Here is a 23,407-nt window from a genome sequence, read left to right as displayed (position 1 = left end):
GGCTAGCCTGGGATCAGCCGATACCGCCCGCGCGCGACGAACTCCAGGATTCCATTGTCCCGGAGCCGTTGGAGTTGCTGGCGTATCTTCTCCCTGACGTGTCTGTTCTTCGGAAAAATCTCCTGAAGATAGGGAGCGAATCTATAGGCGTCGTCAGTGGAGAATTCCTCTGAGCCCAACCGTTCGACGCAACCGAGCACTTCCAACAGCCATCCCCGTGAACTCGCGGTACCGCTCCGGAGAAACAAGGTTCGCCGCCACTGCTGCACGACCCGTTCACGTGGACGGACCGCGCCGTTTCGGACGATTTCAATTCGACCCGTCGCAGGAATCTTGCCGAACAGGATGTTGCACCCAACCCAGCCGGCACGCCTTGCCGTTGGCTTTAGCGGTGGTCGCCGCTCGATGACGGAAAGGGTGAAGAACTGTTTTGGTACGACAATCAGGTTTGTGATTGAGCGCCGGTCCAGATCATAGTTTAGCAGGAACAAATTTGGATTTGTCGTAGAGGCGAGGCGCTCGGACATCGATGAGTAGGCGCCATCGACAATCTTGAAGCCAAAGGTCTTTTTTGAACTTTTGAGCTCGAATTGCTCAGCACAATTTTCGCAGAACAAGTCAGCGACGGGGCGATTATTTTCATAGCCGGTGAGGCTTTCGCCGCCACAGCTAGGGCAAAAGAGCTCGTTGCTCGCCCAGTCCTCGGTCCACCATCTCGCGGCTTGCGTCCCGCTCACATATGGCGCTTGTGTTTCGCGAAACTCTAGCTTCACCGCCCAGCCAATCCGCTACCATTCCATACACGGATGCTAGCGTGATTGTCCGGACAGGCAATCAATCATGCCGGAGCATTGCGAGTTAACCTCGACCAGTGGCAGATGACTGCACCTCTTGCCCGAATTCGTCCAATGCGACGATGCGACATGCATCAAATTCCTCGGTCCCCTCCCGCTCCCAACTCAAACCATCACCGTGCATATAAGCCAACTCAGTCGCAGCCTCCGGATCGGTGGCCTCGACCTCGGAGCAATAGATCACATAGGCATCAACGCGCTTGATCACCGAATACTTCAATGCGGGCGCCGCTCCAAATTACTCGTAATAAGTGTATCTCATGCAGCGTAGACTTCAACAAGAATCTTGGCCTATTCCGCGACCGCTGACACCGCCCGGCCAGAGCCACTTCCCCGCCGCCATTTCAGCCCCATTACCGGGCGCAGCAACGGAACCCGCCTCACCAGTTCATAGCCAAGCCCACAGCCGATCACCGTTATCGCGACAAGGAGCCAGAACTCGGTCCAGACGTCGAAGCCCATCGAGCCGATGAAGAAGCCCCAGACCACGATGATGGTCTGGTGCAGGATGTAATAGGGGAAGACGGCTTCGGTGAGGTAGCGGCGCGCCGCATTGTCGTGATTGCAGAAGCGGCGTGCGAGACCGAGCAGGGTCAGGATGATGGCCCAGGCGAAGAAGATGCGGTCGAAGCGTGCGGTCCACACCAGCGGCATATTGTTCTCGATCGCCGGCCAGGTGGAATAGCAGGCATAGAGGAAGATGAAGGACGTCACCGTGAGCGTCGCGGCCCAGGGCAGGACCCGGTCAACCGCGCGCCAGAGCGCCTCATTTCGGGCGAAGAAATAGCCATAGAGCAGGATCAGGAAACTGTTGGCGTGATTGGCCCAGTCGCTGGTGAGGTCATGAGTGGTCGGGAAACGTTCCACCAGGGTGAAGCGGATCAGAACGAAGGGCAGGAGCGGCAGCACGATCATCAGGATCGGGCCCAGCACCGGACGCTGGAACAGCTCGCCAACGGCCTTGAGGGCCTTGCTGTCGGCGACGGTCCGCAGGATCGGAATCACCGGCGCCAGAAGCATGCAGTAGACGAAGAGATAGACCACATACCAGAGATGATTCCAGGTGGGTGAATGCTCCGACCAGGGCCCGGACCATTCGAAGGCATAGCTCTGATAGAAGGTCCAGAAATTCGCACCGATCTCGCCGGCACGCTGCAGCTCGGCCCACATCTGGGGCGGCACAATCACATACATGCCGAAGACGATGACCGGGAAAAGCCGGATAAAGCGGTCACGGGCGAAATTTCCCGCCCCCAGCTTGTCGGACAGAAAACGGATCGCAACGCCGGAGATGAAGAAGAGCAGGGGCAGGCGCCAGGGGCTGGAGAGCCACATCAAGGGCTCCATCGCATCATTCATATGCGTGCTCTTGGCGTGCCAGCCCTCCGTGTTGAAGAACATGCCGATGTGATAAAAGATCAAAAGGCCGAACACACCGATCCGAAGCCAGTCGAGATCGAAGCGGCGGGTGGCGGGCGAGATAGCCTTGGCAGGGTTGGTCATTGTCCTGGACTCCGGGATCGTGAAGAATTGCCGCCTTCATCGCCAACGCCTGACGGGATGGCCAGCGCCCCGGTATTGATCGCGGCCCGCTGTGACAGGCGGCTGCAGCCCGGGGACCAGCGGCGGTGAGCGGGGGCGAACGGGGCTTCCCTTTCGACGCCGCCCCAGTGCATGATCGCGCGATGACCCACCTTGGCCCACCCCACAATCGCGCCGATTCCGTCGAACGCAAGGCCGAACGCGCCGGCGTCCGGAATGCGGCCCTGATCTGCATCGGGAGTGTCCTGCTGATCTATGTCATCAACTCGCTGTCGCTCAGCAATGAGATAGAATGGGACCGGGGTACGGAACCGCCCTCACTGCCCTGGATCCAGGAAGGCACGGCAATCATCGCCATCCTGGCGGGACTGCCGCTGATCCTCTGGCTGGGCCAGCGCTTCCCGCTGGAGCCGGGTCGCTGGCGCCGCAATCTCGCGATTCACTGCGCCGGCGTGCTGATCTATGCCCTGCTCCAGGTCAACATCATGATGACGCTCCGTTTTGCGATCTGGGAGGGCGTTTATGGCCACGCCTACAGCTATGACGGCTCGGCGCTGGACATGTTCATCTATGAATTCCGCAAACAGGCCGCGACCTATTTTGCCTTCCAGCTCGTCCTCTCGACCTCGCTGGGAATCGAGCAACTCAAGCTTGAGGCCGCCGCCGCCCATAGCGATGCCCGCACCAACCACCGCATCACCCTGCGCTGCGGGGGCCGCGTCATGCGCCTGCCGGCCAGCGAATTCACCAGCGCCCGCGCGGCGGGCAATTATGTCGAGGTCCGTTTTGGAGCCGGCCAGCATCTGGCGCGCACCACCCTCACCGATCTGGAGAAGCTGCTGATCGAGGCGGGAGTCGACGCGGTGCGGGTGCATCGCTCCTGGCTGATCAACCGCGCGTGCCTGACGCAAATTGCCCCGACCGGTGAGGGCGATGTGACGATTACCCTGGCCAATGGCGAGACCGTCCCCGGCAGCCGCCGTTATCGCGACCGGCTGGCGGCATAGAAAAACCCGCCGGATCGCTCCGGCGGGCCTTTCATTCAGTTTCTGATCACCAGGACCGGAGGGGCTTACGCCTCTGCGGCATCCTTGGCGATTTCGAGACCGGTTTCCTGGTCGACGACTTTCATCGACAGCCGAACCTTGCCGCGATCATCGAAGCCGAGGAGTTTGACGTAGACTTCATCGCCTTCCTTCAGCAGGTCGGACGGATGGTTCACGCGCTCATTGCGGAGCTGGGAAACGTGGACCAGGCCGTCTTTCGGGCCGAAGAAATTCACGAAGGCACCAAAGTCCATGACCTTGACGACCTTGCCCTTGTAGATCTTGCCTTCTTCAGGCTCGGCGGTGAGGCCGATGATCCAGTCGAGCGCAGCCTTGATCGAGGACGCATCCGAAGACGAGACCTTGATCACGCCTTCATCATTGACGTCGACCTTGGCACCGGTCTTTTCGACGATCTCGCGGATCACCTTGCCGCCGGTTCCGATAACGTCACGGATCTTGTCGGTCGGGATGGTGATGGTTTCGATGCGCGGCGCAAATTCGCCGAGCTCGGTGCGCGAGGTGTCGAGCGCCTTGGCCATCTCGGCGAGGATGTGCATGCGCCCACCCTTCGCCTGGTCGAGGGCCGTGTGCATGATCGTCTCGTCGATACCGGCGATCTTGATGTCCATCTGCAGCGATGTGACACCTTCGGCCGTACCGGCAACCTTGAAGTCCATATCGCCGAGATGATCTTCATCACCCAGGATGTCGGACAACACGGCAACGCCTTCAGGGTCCTTGATCAGGCCCATGGCAATACCCGAAACCGGACGCGTCAGAGGCACGCCGGCATCCATCATCGCCAGCGAGGCACCACACACGGTGGCCATCGAGGACGAACCATTGGATTCGGTGATCTCCGACACGAGACGGATCGTGTAGGGGAAGTCGGCATGCGATGGCAGAACCGCACGAACAGCGCGCCAGGCAAGCTTGCCATGGCCGATTTCGCGACGACCCGGAGCCAGGCGGAAGGAGGTTTCACCGACCGAATATGGCGGGAAGTTATAATGGAGCATGAAGCGCTCCTTATAGGTCCCGGTCAGATCGTCGACGAATTGCTCGTCTTCGCCGGTGCCGAGCGTGGCCACGACCATCGCCTGGGTTTCACCCCGGGTGAACAGGGCCGAACCGTGGGTGCGCGGCAGGATACCCGCCTCGGACACGATCGGACGGACCTGGTCGAGGGCACGGCCATCGATACGCTTGCCGGTCTTGATGATGCCACCACGAACGATGGAGGCTTCAACCGATTTCATCACGTCCTTGAGAACCGTGCCGGCAACGCCGTCAGGATTGTCGTCGGAACGGGCCAGGGCTGCGACAGCCTTGGCCTTGGCCGCATTGACAGCCGCATAACGCTCGGTCTTGTCGACATGCGTGTAGGCCGCAGCCAGTTCGTCACCGATCAGATCACGAACCTTGGCTTCAATGTCGGAATGATCTTCCGGCTCGTAATCCCAAGGCTCTTTCGCGGCTTTTTCGGCCAGACGGATGATCGCATCGATCACCGGCTGGAAAGCCTTGTGACCGGCCATGACGGCGCCAAGCATGATTTCCTCGGACAGCTCTTTCGCTTCCGATTCAACCATCATGACGGCATCGCCGGTGCCGGCGACCACGAGGTCAAGGGCACTGTCGACCATGTCATAGACAGGCGGGTTGATGACGTATTCGCCATCGATATAACCGACGCGGGCGGCGCCGATCGGTCCCATGAAGGGCAGACCCGACAGGACCAGGGCGGCAGAAGCGCCGATCAGGCCGACAATGTCGGGATCGTTTTCCATGTCGTGCGAGAGCACGGTCAGCATCACCTGGACTTCGTTCTTGAAGCCTTTGGGGAAGAGCGGACGGATCGGACGGTCAATGAGGCGCGAGGTCAGCGTCTCTTTTTCCGACGGACGGCCTTCGCGCTTGAAGAACCCGCCCGGGATCTTGCCGGCGGCAAAGGTCTTTTCCTGGTAATTGACCGTGAGAGGGAAGAAGTCGGCCCCTTCCTTGACGGTCTTGACGCCAACGGCAGTGGCGAGAACAGTCGTCTCGCCATAGGTCACCATGACCGAGCCATTGGCCTGACGGGCTACACGCCCGGTTTCGAAAGTGAGAGGGCGGCCCTCCCACTCGATCGTTTCTTTTTGAATATCGAACATATCGTCTTTCGTACGGATGCGGTCGCGGATCAGCGGCGCAAGCCAAGCTTCTCGATGATTGCCCGGTAACGAGCATCGTCTTTATTCTTCACATAATCGAGAAGACGGCGGCGCTGGGAGACCATTTTCAGAAGGCCGCGACGCGAGTGGTTGTCCTTCTTATGGGTCTTGAAGTGCTCCGTGAGGTTCGCGATCCGCTCGGTCAGGATGGCCACCTGGACCTCCGGCGAGCCAGTATCTGCGCTACCACGGGCATGCTCTGAGATGAGCGCGGATTTGCGCTCTTGCGTAATCGACATCGGGTTCTCCTAAACTCTGTCGACCCCTTGGCGGGGCAAGTTGAAAACACGCACGGGCTGGAACTTTCCGGCCCGCGCCTCGCCGATTGCCACTGCCTGCCCGTCCAGGGTCGCCAGAGCCATGAAAGTACAATCCTTGCCCGCTATGGTGAGAGGGCGCCGACTGGCTTTGAGCTCTTGCGCTTGACGCGGGAGCAGGACGATCGACCGTCCTAGCTTCAGATTGGATGTTTCCTCGTCGGTTATGGCCAACGCCGGGATGTCGTCCAGCGCGGTCTGTACCGGGAGCAAAGCTTCCGAAGCGGCGCCCTTATGAGCCATTTCTCGCAATCCGTCCAGCGTTGTGGATTCTGCCTCTGTGAAGCTCCCGACCACCAGCCGCCGCAGCGCCACCACATGACCTTCCGTGCCCAGGGCATGAGCGAGGTCACGCGCCATGGCGCGCACATAGGAGCCCTTGCCGCAACGCATCTCAAACACGGCATGGTCGGCATCGGGACAGTCGGTCAACGCCAGGTCATCAATCCGGATCGTGCGCGCCTCGAGCTCGACTTCCTCGCCATCGCGGGCCAGGTCATAGGCGCGCTCGCCATTGACGCGGATCGCGGAATAGATCGGCGGGACCTGTTGGATCTCACCGGTGAAGCGCTCAAGGACGGCCTCGATCTCCGCGCGTTCCGGGCGCAGGTCCGAAGTCGCGATCACCGCACCCTCGGCATCAAGCGTGTCGGTGCGCTCGCCCCATTTGACGGTGAAGCGGTAGACCTTCTCGCCCTCCATCGCAAAGGGAACCGTCTTGGTCGCCTCGCCCAGCGCAATCGGCAGAATACCGGTCGCCAGTGGATCGAGCGTGCCGGCATGGCCCGCCTTGTTGGCGTCAAACAGGCGCCGGACCGCCGAAACGGCCTGGGTCGAGGTCATGTCGAAAGGCTTGTCCAGGATCACCCAGCCATGGATGTCCTGACCCTTGTTCTTGCGGGCCATGTCTGTCTCTCAAATCTGTTCGCCAGGGCGGGGCAGTGCGGATCGCCATTCCGATACGGTCCGGTGCCGCCAGGTCAGTCCTCGCCGCCATCCTCATCATCGGAATGCAGGTCGCGCTGCACCTGGGGACGCGCCAGCAATTGATCGACATGGCTGGCGGTCTCGAAACTGTTGTCGGCGTGGAAGTGCAGTTCCGGCGTGAATTTCAGCTCGATTTCGCGCCCCAGCCGTCCGCGCAGGAAGCCGGCGCCGCGATTGAGTGCCTTGGCCAGCGCAGCCGGTTCACCGGGACCGAGCGGCGCGACATAGACTTTCGCCACCCGCAAATCCGTGCTCATGCGCACTTCGCTGACCGTGATCAGGGCTTTTTCCAGCTCGGGGTCGCGCAGATCCCCGCGCGCCAGCAGCGTCACGAGCGCATGGCGGATGATCTCGCCGGCCCGGAGCTGACGCTGTGTGGATGTTTTCGGTTCGCGGGTTGGTCTACGGGCCATGACACCTCTCCGGGGTCGGCGGCACAGGCGTCAAATCGCTGCACCGGCAAGGCGCGCGGGTGTACGCCGGTTGCGCGGGGGATGCAAGAGCCGGAGAACGGCCCCGTCAACATGGTCCGGATTACAGCCTGTTCAAGAAGCGCGCGAAAATGTGACGCCCGCGTGCGGGCTCGTGTCTTGCGATCGGGCCGCTGCAGGCCGCACACAGGGCAGAGCGAAACATCGTGAAGACCGCCATCCCGGCCGGAGCCCTGCCATGAACCGACTTGTCCTCTGCCTACTCGCCTGCCTGACTTTGGCTGCGCCGGCCACGGCGGCGGGCACGGCCGGCAGCTCACGCGACATCGCCGAGGCCTATCTCGCGGCCTATCAGCGCCAGGACCATGATGCGATGCGGGCGCTCTATGCCGAAACAGCGCGTTTCATCGATCCCACCTCACTGGCGATTCCGCAGATCACCCCGCCGATCGACTGGCGGGGGGCCGATGCCATCATCGCCGGCATTTCCAGCTGGGGCATTGAGCAATTGAGCTATGAGATCGAGCGCAGCTACGAGTCGTCGGATGCGGTGATCTTCGATGGCCGCACAGTGGTCAGCTATCAAACCGGGATCGGCGAGCGGCGTTTCGTCTATCCGATCATCACAATCATCACCGTGCAGGGCGGCAAGGTCGTCGAGCATCGGGACTACACCGACTTCGCAGGCGCTCGCGAGCTGCCGACACACCCATCCCGTCAAATCAGGAGAGAAAAATGAAACGCACCCTGCTGGCCCTGGCCGCGATCATGACCCTGTCGGCCGGCGCCGGAGCGCAGGACGCGCCCGACGCCGAAACCATTGCCCGGGCCTATATGGACGCCTATTCGGCCGCCGATATCGACGCCATGGAGCCCATGATGGCTGAAGACATGGTGTTCGACGACCCGACGGCGCTCGGCGACGGCCTTGGCCCGGACGGGATTCACCGCGAGGGCCGCGACGCCAGCCTGGCCATGCTGCGGGACTTCATCGGCACCTATAATCCGATCGAACTGGGCTTCGTCTGGGAGACGGTCTTCGCGAGCAATGGCCGGGTCGTCTTCACGGGGCATGTCAATGCCCTCTACCCGACCGGAACCGAAGGCCAGACCTTTCGCTGGCGGGCCGACCAGGTCAGCGTGATCACGGTGCGCGACGGGCTGGTTGTCCACCATCAGGATTTCGCCAACTACGCCGCACCCGAGCAGGGCCTGATCCCGGCGCAATAGACCCCCGCGCAGCTTTCGCGACAGCAAAAAGGGCGGCCCGATGAGGCCGCCCTTTTCATGATTGCAGTCCGGAGACCGGATCTAGCCGTTACTTTCCAGCTTGCGCGGCACTTCGATAATCTCGAAGCACTCGATCTTGTCGCCCTTCTGGATGTCCTGATACTCGATGAAGCCCATGCCACACTCGGTGCCGGCCTTCACTTCCTTCACTTCTTCCTTGAAGCGTTTCAGGGTCGACAGATGGCCCTCGTGCACGACGGTGTCGTTGCGCAGCAGGCGAACGCCACAGCCGCGCTTGACGACGCCTTCGGTCACGCGGCAACCGGCAGCCTTGCCGAAGCGGGTGATGTTGAAGACTTCCAGGATGTCGGCGTAACCGATGAAGTTTTCGCGCTTCTCCGGAGCCAGCATGCCTTCCATCGTATTGCGCACATCGTCGATGACATCATAGATCACCGAATAATAGCGAATTTCGACCTTCTCACGCTCGGCCAGGTCGCGCGCCTGCTTGTTGGCGCGGACATTGAACGCGAAGATCGGTGCACCGGACGACTTGGCCAGCAGGACATCGCCTTCATTGACGCCGCCAGCTGTTGCCTGGACGATCTTGGCCTGGACCTCGTCATTGCCCAACGCCTCAAGCGATTGCTTGATGGCCTCGGCCGAACCTTGCACATCGGCCTTGATCAGCAGTGGCATTTCCTTGGTCTGGTTTTCCTGCAGGCGCGCCATCATCTGCTCGAGCGATGTGCCCAGGCCGGCATTCTGGCCGCCCGAGGCCGTGCGCGTCTTGCGCTGGCGGTACATCGCGATCTCGCGGGCCCGGCCTTCATTCTCGACCACGGCAAAGATTTCGCCCGGATCCGGCGCACCATCGAGACCGAGAACCTCGACCGGGACCGAAGGCCCGGCTTCGGCAACCGTCTGGCCACGCTCATTGGTCAGCGCGCGCACACGGCCCCACTGGCCACCGGCGACAACCAGATCGCCACGCTTCAGCGTGCCGCGGCGCACCAGAACCGTCGCGACAGAGCCGCGGCCCTTGTCGATCTTGCTCTCGATCACGACGCCTTCGGCATCGCGGTCCGGATTGGCCTTGAGATCCTGCAATTCGGCCTGCAGCAGGATGGCATCGGTCAGATCATCAAGGCCCATCCGCTTCTTGGCGGAGACATTGACGGACTGGACCTCACCGGACATGGCCTCAACGACAATGTCGTGCTGCAGCAGGTCGGTGATGACTTTTTGCGGATCGGCTTCGTGCTTGTCGATCTTGTTGACCGCAACGATGATCGGCGTGCCGGCCGCCTTGGCGAACTTGATCGCCTCGATGGTCTGCGGCTTCACGGAATCATCGGCCGCCACCACGAGGATGACAATATCGGTCGCTTCAGCCCCGCGCGAACGCATGGCCGAGAACGCGGCGTGGCCGGGCGTGTCGAGGAAGGTGATCTTCTCGCCCGACTTCAGCTGCACCTGATAGGCACCGATATGCTGGGTGATCCCGCCGGCTTCGCCGGAGGCGATATCGGTTGAACGCAAGGCGTCGAGCAGCGAGGTCTTGCCGTGATCGACATGGCCCATGATGGCCACGACCGGCGCGCGCTTGACCTTGCTCTCTTCCGGATCATCGCTGGCGATAAAGCCGGTCTCGACGTCAGACTCGGACACCCGTTTCACGGTGTGACCGAAATCCTCGACGATCAGCTCGGCATCATCGGCTTCGAGCACATCATCCATGCGGACCATCTGGCCTTGCTTCATCAGATATTTGATGACGTCCATCGAGCGCTCGGCCATCCGGTTGGCCAGATCGGCCACGGTGATCGATTCCGGAATCACGACCTCGCGGGAGATTTTCTCGCGTGCGGTCGCGCCATCGCTGCGGCGCTGTTTCTCACGTTCACGCGCCCGGCGGACCGAGGCGAGTGACCGTTGACGCTCTTCATCACCCTCGAGGATGTTCTGGATCGTCAGCTTGCCACGACGGCGGCTGTCGGCCTTGGCGCGGGCCGGTTGCTGCTGGCCGGGCTTGGCCGGGCCGGCGCTGACCGGTGGACCCTTGCGTTTGACGCGGCCGCCCATGGCGTCGAGCGTTGCGGCAGGATCGGGCAGATCGGCGCCGTCGAGCGGACGCTGCGGACGCTTTTCGGCGACCGGCTTGCGGCGTGCTTCGCCATCGCCCTTTTTCGGGCCGTCGCTGGCTGCGCGTGACGCATCGGCTTCGGCCAGGCGGCGAGCCTCGGCGGCCGCTTCGGCCTCGCGCTGCGCTTCCTTGGCCTGATCGGCTTCACGGGCCTTCAGCTCGTCAAGATTTTGACGCTCGGCATCGGCCCGCGCGGCGCGCTCGGCTTCTTCCTGCTTCTTCTTGGCTTCGCGCTCAGCCGATTCAGCCCGGGCCCGGGCGATCGCGCGCTGACGCGCGACGAGTTCTTCCTCGGACAGGCCGAGCTGTCTGGCCTTTGCGGCCAGCGCGGACTCACCCTTGCTGGCGCCGGCGCCACCTGGGCCCCTCCCGCCGGCCGGACCGGAGTCCTTGCCTGGCGTCACCACACGTTTGCGCTTCTTCTCGACCACCACGGCCTTCGAACGTCCGCGCGCAAAACTTTGCTGCACGGTGCCCGAACCGGGTCGTTTCAGAGAGAGCGGCCGGCGGCCGGAGGAATTATTGTCGTCTGCGTCGCTCATGCGAGCCTTCCAAGTTCGGCTATCGTTTGACGGGCTTTTCCGGTAGCCGAGTGCCGGAAATCCGCGCTGTTCATACCTGATCCGGCATGAAGGATCGCTAACCTAGCGACCTCCACCCCGTATTCAACCGCTGTTGCGGCATGCGCCGCAGCTCCCGGTTCAGGAAGCCGGCGGCCGAAAGCCGTCAAGCTTTCCCATCGTCACCCCGAAAGCGCGCACCTGCGAACCTCCGGTAAGCACTCCATGCACGACCGTGCCGCGCCCGAGGGCCTCGCCCAATTGCTCGGCGGTAAACCCGCCTGCAACCGGAATATCGCCCCAAGCTGCCTCGGTCAGACGGTCGAGCTTGACCCGTCCATCCTCGGCACCGTCAACCGCCTCGATCCGCCAGGCCGGCCGTCCGGCCTTCAGGGCGATGCGTGCGGCATCAAATCCCAGCGCGACTTCACCGGCCCGCCGCGCCAGGCCCAGAAGGCTCAGTGCGCGGGCGGCAAGCTGCGCCTCGATCATGTCGGCCAGGCCGTCGGGAACCTTGACGGCCCGTCCGGCTGACCGGTTGAACAACCCCTTGCGGGCGGCCAATTCAACCGAGGCCCGGTCGGCACTGATCCAGATGCCGCGGCCGGGCAATTTGGCGGCGATGTCGGGGAAGACCTCGTCTCCCGGGCCAACAACCAGGCGGATAAGCTCCGCCTCGTCCCTGACCTCTCCGGAAGCGATGCAACGCTTCTCCCGGATCGCCTGTGTCGCCGCCTTCGGATTAGTCAGCCTTCTGTTCCTCCTCGCCGGCAGCAGCCTCGTCGAGGTCGAGGCCCAATGCCGCGGCCTCGGCTTCCAGCTCTGCCAGATCCATATTTTCAACGTCGAAGACGTGGGCATCGGGATCTTCATCCTCGACTTCCTCGACTTCACGCACCGGCAGGTCCTCCTCGGAGATCCAGCCGGCGACGACGCGGGCGCGCATGATCAGCATCTCGGCATCATCGGCGGACAGCTCGAAAGCCTCCAGCACGCCGGGCTGACGCACGCGTTCGCCATTGACGGTCTCGAACCAGCCGCGCAGATCGTCGGTGACGAGACCGGCGAGGTCCTCGACCGTCTTGACGTCATTCTCGCCGAGCGCAACAGCCATCGGCAAATCAATACCCTCGACCTCGAGCAGCGCGTCCTCGACACCGAGCTCCTTGCGCTTGGCATCCTGCTCGCTGGCAAGGCGCTCGAGATAATCACGGGCGCGGGCCTGGATTTCCTCGGCGGTGTCGTCGTCAAAACCTTCGATCGCGGCGATTTCGCCGAGACTGACATAGGCGATGTCGGCGACATCGGTGAAGCCTTCGGTCGCCAGCAGCTGGGCGATGACTTCGTCGACATCGAGCGCGCCGGTGAACAGGGCGGTGCGTTCGGCAAATTCGCGCTGGCGGCGTTCCGATTCTTCTTCCTCGGTGAGGATGTCGATCGACCAGCCGGTCAGTTGCGACGCCAGGCGGACATTCTGGCCACGGCGGCCGATGGCCAGCGACAGCTGCTCGTCGGGCACCACAACCTCGATGCGGCGGTCTTCCTCGTCGAGGACGACCTTGGACACTTCGGCCGGCTGCAGCGCGTTGACGATAAAGGTCGCCGGGTCATCCGACCACGGGATGATATCGATCTTTTCGCCTGCCAGCTCGGAGACCACGGCCTGGACGCGCGAACCGCGCATACCGACACAGGCACCGACCGGGTCGATCGACGCGTCATTGGAGATGACGGCGATCTTGGCGCGGCTGCCGGGATCACGGGCAACCGCCGAGATCTCGATAATACCTTCGTAGACTTCAGGCACTTCCTGCGCAAACAGGGCGGCCATGAAGTCCGGATGGGCGCGGGACAGGAAGATCTGCGGACCGCGGACTTCCTCGCGCACATCATAGATATAGGCACGCACGCGCTCATTCGTCTGCAGATTCTCGCGCGGGATGCCGTCGGCGCGGCGGATAATGCCCTCGGCGCGGCCGAGATCCATGATCACATTGCCGTATTCGACGCGCTTGACGATACCATTGATGATCTCGCCGACACGGTCCTTGTATTCCTCGAACTGGCGCGCACGCTCGGCTTCACGCACTTTTTGCGTGATGACCTGCTTGGCGGTCTGCGAGGCGACACGGCCGAACTCGATCGGCGGCAGCTCGTCAGAGAAGACGGTGCCGATCTCGGCGGTCTTGTCGATCTTGCGCGCTTCGGCGAGCGAGATTTCCTGGCTGTCATTCTCGACTTCTTCGGCGACCGTCATGCAACGGGTCAGCGACAATTCGCCGGTCTTCGGATCGATCTTGGCCCGGATATCGTTTTCGGCGCCGTAGCGGGATTTAGCAGCCTTTTGAATCGCTTCTTCAATCGCTTCGATCACGATCGTTTCGCTGATCGACTTCTCGGCCGCAACGGCACGCGCGATCTGCAGCAATTCAAGCCTGTTGGCGCTGACACCAATGCTCATCGGAAGTTCCCCGTTACGATGGACTGCGACATCATTCGTCTCCTTCGGTCGTCGCGGGCGCCTCGGCGCGCGCTTTCAAATTCGCCTCGATCAAGGCGTCCGTCAAAACCAGTTTGGCATCGTTGATCCAGTCAAACGGGATCAGCGTCGTATCCTCTTCGCCCTCGACATCGAGCAGGACATTCTCGTCCTCGACGCCGGCCAGCATGCCCCGGAAGCGCTTGCGGCCATCGGCGAGGCGGTCGAGTTCAACCTTGGCCTCATTGCCTTCCCAGCGCGCAAAATGCGGCAGGGCGGTCAAGGGGCGGTCGATACCGGGTGAGGAGACCTCGAGATCATACTCGCCGGAAATCGGGTCTTCGGTTTCCAGGGCACCGGAAATGCCGCGCGACAGGGCTGCGCAATCCTCGACGCCGATGGCGCTCTCGGGCCGGTCGGCCATGATCTGCAGGCGGGCGCGTTTGCCGGACAGGACCCGCACGCGGACAATCTCCAGCCCGAGTTCGGCGGCAACCGGCTCGGCCAGATTGAGGATGCGGAGATCCTGTGGTGTCTTCGTCTTCAAGCCAGCGGCTCCGTCTGCAGTAACAAAAAGAGCGGCCGCCGTTAGGCGACCGCTCGATAGCATCATCCAATGCAATCGAACTTGTGTATGGCGCTTATATAGACGCCTTGGCCGCGCTTGGCAAGGCGTCGCCACCACGGCAGACGAAGTCCATGAAGACCGGCGCGCAATCGCCCAGATTCTTGGTTTCATAGCGGGTGCGCACATGATCGGCCGGCGCCAGGCGCCAGTCATCGGCCTGCCGGGCGGTCCAGTCGAAGCGGTCATCGCCGGCAAATTCGGCCATGACATGGTCGGCATAGGATTTCACATCGGTCGCGATGCGCAATTGACCGCCGGGCTTGAGGATGCGGGCAAACTCGTCGCGGGTGGATTGCTGGATGAAACGCCGCTTGGCGTGGCGCTTCTTGTGCCAGGGGTCCGGGAAAAGCAGGAATATCCGGTCGATCGACGCGTCGGCAAAACGCGGCAGGGCATCGCGGGCGTCGCCGCGGTGCAGGCGCACATTCGTCAATCCGCCCTCATCAACCCCGGCCAGCGCCTTCGCGACCCCGTTGAGGAAGGGCTCGATCCCGATATAGAGATTGTCCGGGTGGGCGGTGGCCTGGGCGACAATATGCTCGCCACTGCCAAAACCGATCTCCAGCACATGCGCCTGCTGGCCGGGCAGTAGCCGCGCGGGCACGACCTCGCCCTCCGCCGGCAGGTCGAGCGCCGGCAGAAGGTCGTCGATCAGGGCCTGCTGGCGCGCCGAGAGCGGCTTGCCCTTGGCGCGTCCGAACAGCCGGAAGTCTCCGGAGGCATTGAGTTGGTCAGTCATCCGGACGGCATAGCGAATTGTTTCGCCGCCTGCACGCGCAACGTCAGTGCGCCAGCTCGTCTTCTTCAGCCGCCAGCGTGCGCACCAGCTCGAGCACGCGCCGCCTTACCTTGGCATCGCTGATCTTGGAAAACGCCTCCGCGAGGGAAACGCCGTCGGAGCTCTGGATGAAATTGTAGACAATCGGCGTCTGGTCATCTTCGGCCATGCCGGAGACCATCGGCTTGTCGGCGAGATCCTCAAAGAAGAACTGCACCGGCACTTCAAGCACGCGCGACAGGCGGTAAAGCCGGCTCGCGCCAACCCGGTTGGCACCGCGCTCGTATTTCTGGACCTGCTGGAAAGTCACACCCAGCTCATCGCCCAGTTTTTCCTGACTCATTTTCATCAACTGACGCCGCAGCCGAATTCTTGACCCCACATGCATGTCGACCGGATTGGGGACGCGGGGGTTCACCTTCTGCATGTATTCACCTCATTTGCGGGCCTTGTGCCCGTCGATTGCAGCCGAAACGTAACATGGGCAAGGCTGCACGGCATCATCACTATCTGTTCACCGGATGAATTTTAAATATTTTTCTACCACTTTACGTCGCTGGAAAATGATGCCTGCAATCACCAACCCGTTCACAATCCAGAATAACCAGTCGCCCCAGACGGCATAAAGCGGGGCGGCGATCGGTCGCGGCAGATCGACATCATAGGCGCCCTCGCTGGCGGGCGCGATCGCCAGCGGCATGCGGCCAAAGGCGTCGATAACGCCCGAAACACCGCGTGAGGCCGAGCGAATCATCGGCAAACCGGTCTCGATCGAACGATAGCGGGTCTGGTTGACATGCTGCTGCGGACCGCTGGTTTCACCGAACCAGGCATCGTTTGACAGATTGAACAGCCAGGACGGCCGCGGCGTGCCGGCGCGGACGAAACCGGGGAAGATGCCTTCATAACAAATGAGCGGCATCACCGGCGGCGCACCTGGCAGATCCATCACGAAAGGCCCGTCGCCGGGCGTGTATTGCAGCCGGGCAAAATCGGCGAAACCGATCATCGACAACAGGCCGGACAACGGGATGCTTTCACCAAACGGGGCCAGCAGTGTCTTGTCATAAAGCCCGACAATGCGCGGCGCACCGCCCTGATAGCGCAGCACAGCGAGCGAATTGTAATAGGTTTCGTCGTCGTCCGGACCGAGGACGCGCCGGCTGATCCCGGACATCAGGATCTGGTCATGGGCGAACAGCTCGCCAATCAGGCTGAGGCTTGCCCCGTCCTCGAGCATATAGATCGGCAAGGCGCCTTCCGGCCACAATACATGGGTGACCTCGTCGAGACCGGGCGCTGCGGTGAGGCCGAGATAGCGATCGCGGGCCAGCAGGGCGCCATCCGGACCCCATTTCTCCGCCTGGGTGATCGAGGCATGCACGATCCGCAGCCGCACCCCCGGCTCGACGCCCGGGTCGGGTTCCTGCAGCCTCAGGGCGCCGAAACTGAACAGGATCAGCAGGATTGCCGCGCCGGCCATGGCCGGCATCAGGCGCTTCAGGCGCAGCACCGGTCCGACCGCGACAGCCGGCGAAACCAGGACCAGCAGCGTCAGCAGGGAAAGCCCGTAGACGCCGAACCAGGACGCCGCCTGGCTGATCGCGCCGCCGGCAGGCCAGGCATAGGCGGGGAGGTTCCACGGCAGGCCGCCGAACAAATGCCCGCGCAACCATTCGAACACCGCCAGGCAGACGGCAAAGACCAGCACCCGCCATTCCGAACGCTGCGCCAGCAGCGCATAGCTCGCCATGGCGCCGCCCCAGAAGGCGGCCAGCAGCGCGGCCAGCGCCGGAACCGCGAACGGGATCAGCGGAATGTATTCCGCGCCCCGGTTGATGAAGGCATAGGCCAGCCAGAACATGCCGGCGAGGAAATAGCCGAAGCCGAACAGGAAACCGCGCCAGAAGGCGCTGCGCAGCGGCAGGGCCCGGCGACGGGCGCCATCGACCGTCCACAGCAATATCGCCAGGGTCGGGATCAGGACCGGCCAGGCAAAGACCGGCGCCATCGCCAGCGCCGACAGCGCGCCGGCAACAAACAGGATCAGGGCCAGTCGCCAGCCGCTGGCGGCAGCGATCCCTGTGCGTAGCCGCCCGGGCGAGTACCAGGCATGGCGGGTCAAGGCTGGTCGGCTCCCTCGTCCGCCACGGCAGCGGCATGGGTCCAGTGTGTTGCCCGGACCCGCATCCGCTTGATCCGCCGCGGATCGGCCTCCAGCACCTCGAACTCATAGCCCTTGGGGTGCCGGATCACCTCGCCGCGCTCGGGCACCCGGCCGGTCAGCGTAAAGACGAGACCGCCGAGGCTGTCGACATCCTCGTCCTCGTCGGGACCGGCGATCTCTTCGCCGACCACCTGTTCGAAGGCATCGATCTCGGCCCGCGCCTCGACATCCCAGACACCCGGCCCGCGCGCGCGGATCGCCGGGGCATCCTCATCATCATGCTCGTCCTCGATATCACCGACGATCGGCTCGATCAGATCCTCGAATGTCACCAGCCCGTCCGTGCCGCCATATTCGTCGACGACCAGAGCCAGGTGCATGCGGCGACCCTGCATGCGGCGCAGCAGATCGGTGGCGCGCATCGAGGGCGGGGCGAAGAGCAGCGGCCGCGTCATCGCCGGCAGGACCTGGCGATCAGCCCAGCCCGGCTCGCGCTCGCCCGCTTCATCGGGCGTCAGGTGGACAATCAGGTCCTTGATGTGCACGACGCCGATCGGATCATCGAGGGTCTCGCGATAGACCGGCAGACGTGAATGCGCCGCCCTGGCAAAGGTGCGCACCAGTTCGCCCAGCGGCGTGGAAACCTCGACGCCGGTGATGTCGGCGCGCGGCACCATCACATCGACAACGCCCAGCTCGTCGAGGGCATCCGGATCGATCTTGAAAGCGGGCGTCGCGGGCAGCTTGACCGGATCTGCAGGTTCATCCGGCTTTGCGGAGGCTTCAGGCTCACCGAAAATCCGCCCGAACCATGATCGGGTATCGTCGTCGGAATTGTCGTCCACACTACTCATCGGCATCCATCCCGCCGCCTGCATTGTCCCGATAGGGGTCGGCAAGACCCAGCCGCGCCAGAGCCCGGCGCTCTATCTCTTCCATGACCAGGGCCTCGTCATCATCCTGGTGATCATAGCCCTGAAGATGCAGGAATCCATGCACGATCAAATGACGCAAGTGGTCGGCCGGAGGCAGGGCGCGATCGCCGGCCTCACGCATGACCACGCCCGAGGCCAGGGCGATATCGCCGAGATGGTTGACCGTGTGTTCCGACGCCGGAAAGGACAGCACATTGGTCGGCTGCGGCTTTTGCCGGAAGCGGGCATTGAGCTCGCTCATCGCCGCATCATCGGTCAGCAGAATCGCAATAACCCCGGGCAAGGCATCGCTGATTTCCGCGTCAGCGGCAGCAATGGCCTGTTCGATCAGGCGGTTCTTGCCCTCGATCGTGTTCCAGGCCTCGTCCTCGACGATGACATCGACAGCATTCATCGCACTCAGGCTCCGCCCCGCTTTTTCAGATCATCTTCATAGGCCGCAACAATACGGGCCACGAGATCATGGCGCACGACATCATCCCGGGTAAAGCGGATCGCGGCGACACCCTTGGTGTCGGCGAGAATTTCCAGCGCATGCGGCAGGCCGGATGGATCGCGCGGCAGCAAATCGCACTGGCTCGGATCGCCGGTGACCGCCATGCGGGAGCCCTCACCCAGCCGGGTCAGCACCATCTGCATCTGGGCGCGCGAGGTATTCTGGGCCTCGTCGACAATGACGAAGGCGCGGTTGAGCGTACGGCCGCGCATGAAGGCGATCGGCGCCACCTCGATACGGCCATCGGTGCGCATGCGCTCCAGCTCGGCCCGCCCCAGCGTATCGGCGAGCGCGTCCCAGACCGGCAGCAGATAGGGATCGACCTTCTCATTGAGGTCACCGGGCAGGAAGCCGAGCTTTTCGCCCGCCTCGACCGCCGGGCGGGTGATGATGAGTTTCTCGAACTTGCGCTGCACCAGCATCGAGGCGCCATAGGCGACCGCCAGCAGCGTCTTGCCGGTGCCGGCCGGGCCGACGCCGAAGATCAGGTCATAGGCCTTTTCATTCTTGAGGGCCCGGACATAGGCGCGCTGGCCCTCGGTGCGGGCAATCAGGCTGGCGCCGCGCGGCACCCGGATGACGCCGTCATCGGGCTGGACCGGAACATCACCGCCATCGAGCATGCGCAGGGCGGCGCGCACCGTCGCCTCGTCACAGGTCAGGCCGTGGGCGAGACTGGCATACAGGCCCTTGAGCACACGCTTGGCATCATCACGCGCCTGCGGGTCACCGGCAGCGATCACGATCTGGCCACCGCCGGGAGCGCTCAGCCGCACGCCGAGCTCCTCCTCGATCAGGATCAGGAAGCGGTCACCGGCACCGACCATGGCGCGCAGCCGTTCGACATCGTCGAAATGCAGGCCTTCGGAGACTTCACGGCGCGGCTTGGCGGCACGGGTTTTCGAGGGGGTGGTTTTGGGCGGCTTCACGCGACGTCTTGCTCCGCACCCACCAGCTGTCCTGACAGGGAATTGCGCGACGCGTCCTCGATCCGGACCATGCCGATACGCCCGATCAGTTCAGCCGGTCCGTCGACATGCACCGACTGCAGATAGGGGCTGCGCCCGTGCAATTGCCCGGCAATCCGTCCGGCTTTCTCGAACAGTACCGGCAGGGTGCGGCCGATCTGGGAGCGGTTGAAGCCGGTCTGTTGCTCGTCGAGCAGGGCCTGGAGCGCGTGCAGGCGCTCGGTCTTCACCGTCTCGTCGATCTGGTTCGGCATCGCCGCGCCCGGCGTGCCGGGACGACGCGAATACTTGAAGGAGAAAGCGCTGGCATAACCGATCTCGCGCACGCATTTCATCGTGTCCTCGAAATCGGCATCGGTCTCGCCCGGGAAGCCGACAATGAAATCGCCGGAAATCGCGATATCGGGGCGCACCTCGCGCATGCGGGCGATCAGCTCGGCGTATTCGGCATAGGTGTGCTGGCGATTCATCGCCTTGAGGATCCGGTCCGACCCGCTCTGAATCGGCAGGTGCAGATAGGGCATGATCTTGGTTTCATCGCGATGGGCGGCGATCAGATCCTCATCCATGTCGCGCGGATGGCTGGTGAGATAGCGCACGCGCTCAATGCCGCCGATCAGGGCGATATGGCGCAGGAGCTGACCCAGCCCCCAGGGCCCGTCGGCCTCGCGGCCGGCTGGCGGGGCGCCATGATAGGCGTTGACGTTCTGGCCCAGCAGGGTGATTTCGCGCACGCCCTTGGCGGCAAGGCGGCGGATTTCGTCGACCAGCTGGTCAACCGGGCGCGACCATTCGGCGCCACGCGTATAGGGCACGACGCAGAATGTGCAGAACTTGTCGCACCCTTCCTGCACGGTCACAAAGGCCGAATAGCCCTCGACATGGCGTTCTGCCGGCAGGAGGTCGAACTTGTCCTCGACCTCGAATTCCGTATCCAGCGCCTCGCCGCGGGCGCGATGGGCGCGGGCGATCAGTTCGGGCAGCTTGTGATAGCTCTGCGGTCCGACCACGAGATCGACGGTCGGGGCGCGGCGCATGATCTCCGGGCCCTCGGCCTGGGCGACACAGCCGGCAACCGCGATCGTCATGCCGCCGCTCTCCGCCTTGGCGTCCTTGAAGGGGCGCAGGCGTCCGAGATCGGAATACAGCTTTTCCGCCGCCTTCTCGCGGATATGGCAGGTATTGATGATGACCAGATCGGAGCCTTCGGCCTCATCGGAGGTCTCATAGCCCAGCGGCGTCAGAACGTCTTTCATCCTCTCGGAATCATAGACATTCATCTGACAACCATAGGTCTTGATATAAAGGCGTTTACGCGTCGAGCTCATCGTCACTCTGGGGCAACCGCGACCGGTCGACTTGTTTGCGTCCGGGTCCATGCCGGGGAAGCCGCGGGTTATGGGCGAAACTCGCCGTCAAGGCAAGGCCTGCCGCCTCACTCGGCCTCGGCGGGCACTGCATTCTTGAGGGTTGTGGTGTCTTTGCCGCGCGAAGACAGGCCGACAATCAGCGCCATGACCGTCAGGACGGCCGCCAGCAGGAAGGCGGCTCCGGGCAGATAGACCGGCGCCTCATCGGTGGTGAAATAGCGAAACACCAGCGGCAGAGTCAGCGGACCGATCACCATCGACAGGCTCTGCAGGCTCGACATCGCGCCCTGCAATTCGCCCTGGCTGTTGGCCGGTACCAGGCGCGTGCAGATCGATTGCATCGCCGGCCCGCCAATCCCCGACAGCGAGCCAAACGCCATGATGACGTAGAAAACCCAGACTTCGCTGACCAGGCCATAGCCGACATAGGCCAGGGCCGCGATCGAGAAGCCGATCGCAAACGCCTTCCACTCACCGATCTTCGCCACGACGATCCGCGTCAGCCCGCCCTGGACAATCGCCGACGCCAGTCCTACCGCCATCAGCGAGATGCCGATATCGCGCGGGGTCCAGTCAAAGCGCAGGGTCGAGAAATAGGTCCACAGCGCCGGGAAGGCCGCATGGCCCAGGAAGAAGAGAAAGGCCGCGGCCAGCATGGCGAAGACGACGGGGTATTTGTGCATCTGGATCAGCGAGCCAAACGGATTGGCGCGGCGGATCCTGAACGGCCGCCGGTTCTCGGCGCTCAGCGTCTCGGGCAGGATGAAATAGCCATAGATGAAATTGGCCCCCGCCAGAGCCGCGGCGGCGAAGAAGGGGTAGCGCGGATCGACATCGCCCAGCACGCCACCGATCGCCGGCCCGAGAATGAAGCCAAGCCCGAAAGCCGCCCCCATCATGCCGAACCGGCCGGCCCGGTCCTTGGCGTCGGTAATGTCGGCGATATAGGCGTTCGCCGTCGTATAGGTCGCGCCGAACACGCCCGACAGCATGCGGCCGATGAACAGCACCGCGAAGCTCGTGGCCGTGCCCATGATCATGTAATCGAGCGTGAAACCGAGCATGGCGAACAGGAGAATATTGCGGCGCCCATAGCGATCGCTGAGCCCGCCAATGATCGGGGCGCAGATGAATTGGGTGAAGGCGAAAGTGCCCATCAGCAAGCCGCCCAGCACCGCAGCGTTTTCCACCGACTGTCCGGTCAGCTGCATGATCAATTGCGGCATCACCGGAATGATGATGCCGAAACCGATCATGTCGACCAGGACGGTAATGAAAATGAAGACAAAGGCGTGCTTGCCGGGTGCGCGTGCGGTCATGACCGCTCCTCGATCGGGGCGCCTACTCCCCGGCGCTCTTGAGCGGTACGCCGTATAACTCCATGCGGTGATCGACAAGCTTGTAGCCCAGCTTGCGCGCGACCGCTTCCTGCAGCCGCTCGATCTCCTCATTGACGAATTCGATCACTTCGCCCGACTTCAGATCGATCAGATGGTCGTGGTGATCCTCGCCGACTTCCTCATAGCGCGAGCGGCCATCGCGGAAATCATGGCGCTCGATGATGCCGGCATCCTCGAACAGGCGCACGGTGCGATAGACGGTCGCCAGCGAAATGCGCGGATCTTCCGCGGCGGCGCGGCGGTGGAGTTCCTCGGCATCGGGATGATCATCGGAGTCGGACAGAACCCGGGCGATCACCCGGCGTTGGTCGGTCATCCGCAGGCCCTTGTCGACGCAAAGCTTCTCGATCCGGTCCGGCATGTGATTTCCCCTATTCGCTTAGTGGAGTGATAAGCTTGAAATCGCTGCCCTGTCCATCGCTGGCGAGCGTTTTTTCAAGGACCAGCGCGTCGCTGCCATCGCCATAATAGCCGCGCCGGCAACCAATCTGGACGTAACCGCGCCCGAGATACAGTGATTTGGCGGCGGTGTTGAGTGTGGAAACCTCGAGAAACATGCGCCGGGCCCCGCGCGCAGCGGCTTCGTGCTCGCCGCGCAACAGGATCTGCTCGCCGACACCCTGGCCGCGCCGTTCCGGCACGACACCGATCGTCAGCAGTTCGGCCTCGTCGGCAGCAATGCGGTAGAGCGCCATCCCGACCGTCGCACCGCCGCTGCGCGCCACGAGACCGAGCGTGGTCGGCATCTGCATCATCGCGGCGATCTCGCCGGCGGACCAGAAGCGTTGAAAGCAAACGGCGTGGACATCGGCCATGCGCGCCGCCGAATCCGGTCCGGTGCACTCGATCCGGACCGC

Annotated in this window: 24 protein-coding genes; 3 read left to right on the top strand and 21 right to left on the bottom strand. The window is 63.0% G+C overall.

All coding sequences use genetic code 11. From position 1 onward, the window contains the following. Positions 1-2: 2 nt before the first annotated feature. The 3 genes from ACN0YL_RS05330 to ACN0YL_RS05320 form a co-directional block, all read right to left on the bottom strand. Entirely contained in the window at positions 3-773 is a 771-nt protein-coding gene (locus tag ACN0YL_RS05330; protein ID WP_417497287.1) for a DpnI domain-containing protein, read from the bottom strand. Between the two features lie 85 nt (positions 774-858). Further along, positions 859-1,062, bottom strand: a complete 204-nt coding sequence (locus ACN0YL_RS05325) for a hypothetical protein (protein WP_417497286.1) — start codon at positions 1,060-1,062, stop codon at positions 859-861. 83 nt (positions 1,063-1,145) lie between these two features. Then, entirely contained in the window at positions 1,146-2,357 is a 1,212-nt protein-coding gene (locus ACN0YL_RS05320) for an acyltransferase family protein (RefSeq protein ID WP_417497285.1), read from the bottom strand. Between the two features lie 182 nt (positions 2,358-2,539). Here ACN0YL_RS05320 and ACN0YL_RS05315 point away from each other — a divergent pair, with 182 nt between their 5' ends. Then, positions 2,540-3,403: a LytTR family DNA-binding domain-containing protein gene (locus tag ACN0YL_RS05315; protein ID WP_417497284.1), complete on the top strand. Its 864-nt coding sequence runs from the start codon at positions 2,540-2,542 to the stop codon at positions 3,401-3,403. A gap of 65 nt (positions 3,404-3,468) precedes the next feature. Here ACN0YL_RS05315 and pnp read toward each other — a convergent pair whose 3' ends face one another. From pnp to rbfA, 4 genes are all read right to left on the bottom strand, one after another. Beyond that, entirely contained in the window at positions 3,469-5,598 is a 2,130-nt protein-coding gene (gene pnp / locus ACN0YL_RS05310; protein WP_417497283.1) for a polyribonucleotide nucleotidyltransferase, read from the bottom strand. A gap of 29 nt (positions 5,599-5,627) precedes the next feature. Next, on the bottom strand, positions 5,628-5,897 hold the full coding sequence (gene rpsO, locus ACN0YL_RS05305) for a 30S ribosomal protein S15 (protein ID WP_417467960.1): 270 nt from the start codon (positions 5,895-5,897) through the stop codon (positions 5,628-5,630). Between the two features lie 9 nt (positions 5,898-5,906). Then, positions 5,907-6,881 (bottom strand): tRNA pseudouridine(55) synthase TruB, encoded by a 975-nt coding sequence (truB, locus tag ACN0YL_RS05300; protein ID WP_417490270.1) that lies wholly within the window; start codon positions 6,879-6,881, stop codon positions 5,907-5,909. A 74-nt stretch (positions 6,882-6,955) separates the two neighbouring features. Next, positions 6,956-7,375: a 30S ribosome-binding factor RbfA gene (gene rbfA, locus ACN0YL_RS05295; protein ID WP_417497282.1), complete on the bottom strand. Its 420-nt coding sequence runs from the start codon at positions 7,373-7,375 to the stop codon at positions 6,956-6,958. Between the two features lie 256 nt (positions 7,376-7,631). Here rbfA and ACN0YL_RS05290 point away from each other — a divergent pair, with 256 nt between their 5' ends. Together ACN0YL_RS05290 and ACN0YL_RS05285 are read left to right on the top strand one after the other, a co-directional pair. Beyond that, a complete protein-coding gene (locus ACN0YL_RS05290) occupies positions 7,632-8,132 on the top strand; it encodes a nuclear transport factor 2 family protein (RefSeq protein ID WP_417497281.1) in 501 nt (166 codons plus the stop codon). Further along, on the top strand, positions 8,129-8,623 hold the full coding sequence (locus ACN0YL_RS05285) for a nuclear transport factor 2 family protein (protein WP_417497280.1): 495 nt from the start codon (positions 8,129-8,131) through the stop codon (positions 8,621-8,623). The genes ACN0YL_RS05290 and ACN0YL_RS05285 overlap by 4 nt, the downstream gene beginning before the upstream one ends. Before the next feature lie 81 nt (positions 8,624-8,704). Here the strand turns inward: ACN0YL_RS05285 and infB are convergent, their stop codons facing one another. The 14 genes from infB to ACN0YL_RS05215 all read right to left on the bottom strand — a co-directional run bounded on the left by infB (position 8,705) and on the right by ACN0YL_RS05215 (position 23,365). After that, a complete protein-coding gene (gene infB / locus ACN0YL_RS05280; protein ID WP_417497279.1) occupies positions 8,705-11,311 on the bottom strand; it encodes a translation initiation factor IF-2 in 2,607 nt (868 codons plus the stop codon). Positions 11,312-11,470: 159 nt separating this feature from the next. Continuing rightward, on the bottom strand, positions 11,471-12,031 hold the full coding sequence (locus ACN0YL_RS05275; protein ID WP_417490513.1) for a DUF448 domain-containing protein: 561 nt from the start codon (positions 12,029-12,031) through the stop codon (positions 11,471-11,473). A 40-nt stretch (positions 12,032-12,071) separates the two neighbouring features. Next, positions 12,072-13,790: a transcription termination factor NusA gene (gene nusA, locus ACN0YL_RS05270; protein WP_417467970.1), complete on the bottom strand. Its 1,719-nt coding sequence runs from the start codon at positions 13,788-13,790 to the stop codon at positions 12,072-12,074. A 31-nt stretch (positions 13,791-13,821) separates the two neighbouring features. Beyond that, on the bottom strand, positions 13,822-14,355 hold the full coding sequence (gene rimP / locus ACN0YL_RS05265) for a ribosome maturation factor RimP (protein ID WP_417497278.1): 534 nt from the start codon (positions 14,353-14,355) through the stop codon (positions 13,822-13,824). A 94-nt stretch (positions 14,356-14,449) separates the two neighbouring features. Beyond that, positions 14,450-15,175, bottom strand: a complete 726-nt coding sequence (trmB, locus tag ACN0YL_RS05260) for a tRNA (guanosine(46)-N7)-methyltransferase TrmB (protein ID WP_417497277.1) — start codon at positions 15,173-15,175, stop codon at positions 14,450-14,452. A gap of 43 nt (positions 15,176-15,218) precedes the next feature. After that, a complete protein-coding gene (locus ACN0YL_RS05255) occupies positions 15,219-15,641 on the bottom strand; it encodes a helix-turn-helix domain-containing protein (protein WP_417467975.1) in 423 nt (140 codons plus the stop codon). Between the two features lie 87 nt (positions 15,642-15,728). Further along, positions 15,729-17,339 carry an apolipoprotein N-acyltransferase gene (gene lnt / locus ACN0YL_RS05250; protein WP_417497276.1) on the bottom strand — a complete coding sequence of 537 codons (1,611 nt, stop codon included), beginning with the start codon at positions 17,337-17,339 and terminating at the stop codon, positions 15,729-15,731. Beyond that, the gene (locus ACN0YL_RS05245; protein WP_417497275.1) at positions 17,336-18,235 is read right to left on the bottom strand and encodes a transporter associated domain-containing protein; all 900 of its coding nucleotides are present in this window, start codon (positions 18,233-18,235) and stop codon (positions 17,336-17,338) included. The genes lnt and ACN0YL_RS05245 overlap by 4 nt, the downstream gene beginning before the upstream one ends. After that, positions 18,228-18,710 carry an rRNA maturation RNase YbeY gene (gene ybeY / locus ACN0YL_RS05240; protein WP_417497274.1) on the bottom strand — a complete coding sequence of 161 codons (483 nt, stop codon included), beginning with the start codon at positions 18,708-18,710 and terminating at the stop codon, positions 18,228-18,230. Before ybeY ends, ACN0YL_RS05245 begins: the two co-directional genes overlap by 8 nt. Positions 18,711-18,715: 5 nt before the next feature. Further along, positions 18,716-19,741, bottom strand: a complete 1,026-nt coding sequence (locus ACN0YL_RS05235) for a PhoH family protein (RefSeq protein ID WP_417467982.1) — start codon at positions 19,739-19,741, stop codon at positions 18,716-18,718. Beyond that, the gene (gene miaB, locus ACN0YL_RS05230; RefSeq protein ID WP_417497273.1) at positions 19,738-21,108 is read right to left on the bottom strand and encodes a tRNA (N6-isopentenyl adenosine(37)-C2)-methylthiotransferase MiaB; all 1,371 of its coding nucleotides are present in this window, start codon (positions 21,106-21,108) and stop codon (positions 19,738-19,740) included. The genes ACN0YL_RS05235 and miaB overlap by 4 nt, the downstream gene beginning before the upstream one ends. Positions 21,109-21,215: 107 nt before the next feature. Beyond that, complete coding sequence (locus ACN0YL_RS05225) at positions 21,216-22,469, bottom strand: TCR/Tet family MFS transporter (protein ID WP_417497272.1); 1,254 nt, start codon at positions 22,467-22,469, stop codon at positions 21,216-21,218. A gap of 22 nt (positions 22,470-22,491) precedes the next feature. Then, on the bottom strand, positions 22,492-22,911 hold the full coding sequence (locus tag ACN0YL_RS05220; RefSeq protein WP_417490258.1) for a Fur family transcriptional regulator: 420 nt from the start codon (positions 22,909-22,911) through the stop codon (positions 22,492-22,494). A gap of 10 nt (positions 22,912-22,921) precedes the next feature. Next, complete coding sequence (locus ACN0YL_RS05215) at positions 22,922-23,365, bottom strand: GNAT family N-acetyltransferase (protein ID WP_417497271.1); 444 nt, start codon at positions 23,363-23,365, stop codon at positions 22,922-22,924. Positions 23,366-23,407: the final 42 nt, after the last annotated feature.

The sequence above is a fragment of the Maricaulis sp. genome, from assembly GCF_048269565.1.
GTDB lineage: Bacteria > Pseudomonadota > Alphaproteobacteria > Caulobacterales > Maricaulaceae > Maricaulis.
Note: the sequence above shows the minus strand (reverse complement) of the source record. Positions and strands in the feature narration are given on the sequence as shown.

Coding starts and splice junctions, on each gene's coding strand:
- ACN0YL_RS05290 (WP_417497281.1), top strand. CDS start 7,632: ATGAACCGACTTGTCCTCTGCCTACTCGCCTGCCTGACTTTGGCTGCG.
- trmB (WP_417497277.1), bottom strand. CDS start 15,175: ATGACTGACCAACTCAATGCCTCCGGAGACTTCCGGCTGTTCGGACGC.
- infB (WP_417497279.1), bottom strand. CDS start 11,311: ATGAGCGACGCAGACGACAATAATTCCTCCGGCCGCCGGCCGCTCTCT.
- nusA (WP_417467970.1), bottom strand. CDS start 13,790: ATGAGCATTGGTGTCAGCGCCAACAGGCTTGAATTGCTGCAGATCGCG.
- miaB (WP_417497273.1), bottom strand. CDS start 21,108: ATGAGCTCGACGCGTAAACGCCTTTATATCAAGACCTATGGTTGTCAG.
- ybeY (WP_417497274.1), bottom strand. CDS start 18,710: ATGAATGCTGTCGATGTCATCGTCGAGGACGAGGCCTGGAACACGATC.
- ACN0YL_RS05215 (WP_417497271.1), bottom strand. CDS start 23,365: ATGGCCGATGTCCACGCCGTTTGCTTTCAACGCTTCTGGTCCGCCGGC.
- ACN0YL_RS05315 (WP_417497284.1), top strand. CDS start 2,540: ATGACCCACCTTGGCCCACCCCACAATCGCGCCGATTCCGTCGAACGC.
- ACN0YL_RS05245 (WP_417497275.1), bottom strand. CDS start 18,235: ATGAGTAGTGTGGACGACAATTCCGACGACGATACCCGATCATGGTTC.
- ACN0YL_RS05285 (WP_417497280.1), top strand. CDS start 8,129: ATGAAACGCACCCTGCTGGCCCTGGCCGCGATCATGACCCTGTCGGCC.
- rbfA (WP_417497282.1), bottom strand. CDS start 7,375: ATGGCCCGTAGACCAACCCGCGAACCGAAAACATCCACACAGCGTCAG.
- rpsO (WP_417467960.1), bottom strand. CDS start 5,897: ATGTCGATTACGCAAGAGCGCAAATCCGCGCTCATCTCAGAGCATGCC.
- ACN0YL_RS05255 (WP_417467975.1), bottom strand. CDS start 15,641: ATGCAGAAGGTGAACCCCCGCGTCCCCAATCCGGTCGACATGCATGTG.
- ACN0YL_RS05225 (WP_417497272.1), bottom strand. CDS start 22,469: ATGACCGCACGCGCACCCGGCAAGCACGCCTTTGTCTTCATTTTCATT.
- truB (WP_417490270.1), bottom strand. CDS start 6,881: ATGGCCCGCAAGAACAAGGGTCAGGACATCCATGGCTGGGTGATCCTG.
- ACN0YL_RS05220 (WP_417490258.1), bottom strand. CDS start 22,911: ATGCCGGACCGGATCGAGAAGCTTTGCGTCGACAAGGGCCTGCGGATG.
- ACN0YL_RS05320 (WP_417497285.1), bottom strand. CDS start 2,357: ATGACCAACCCTGCCAAGGCTATCTCGCCCGCCACCCGCCGCTTCGAT.
- pnp (WP_417497283.1), bottom strand. CDS start 5,598: ATGTTCGATATTCAAAAAGAAACGATCGAGTGGGAGGGCCGCCCTCTC.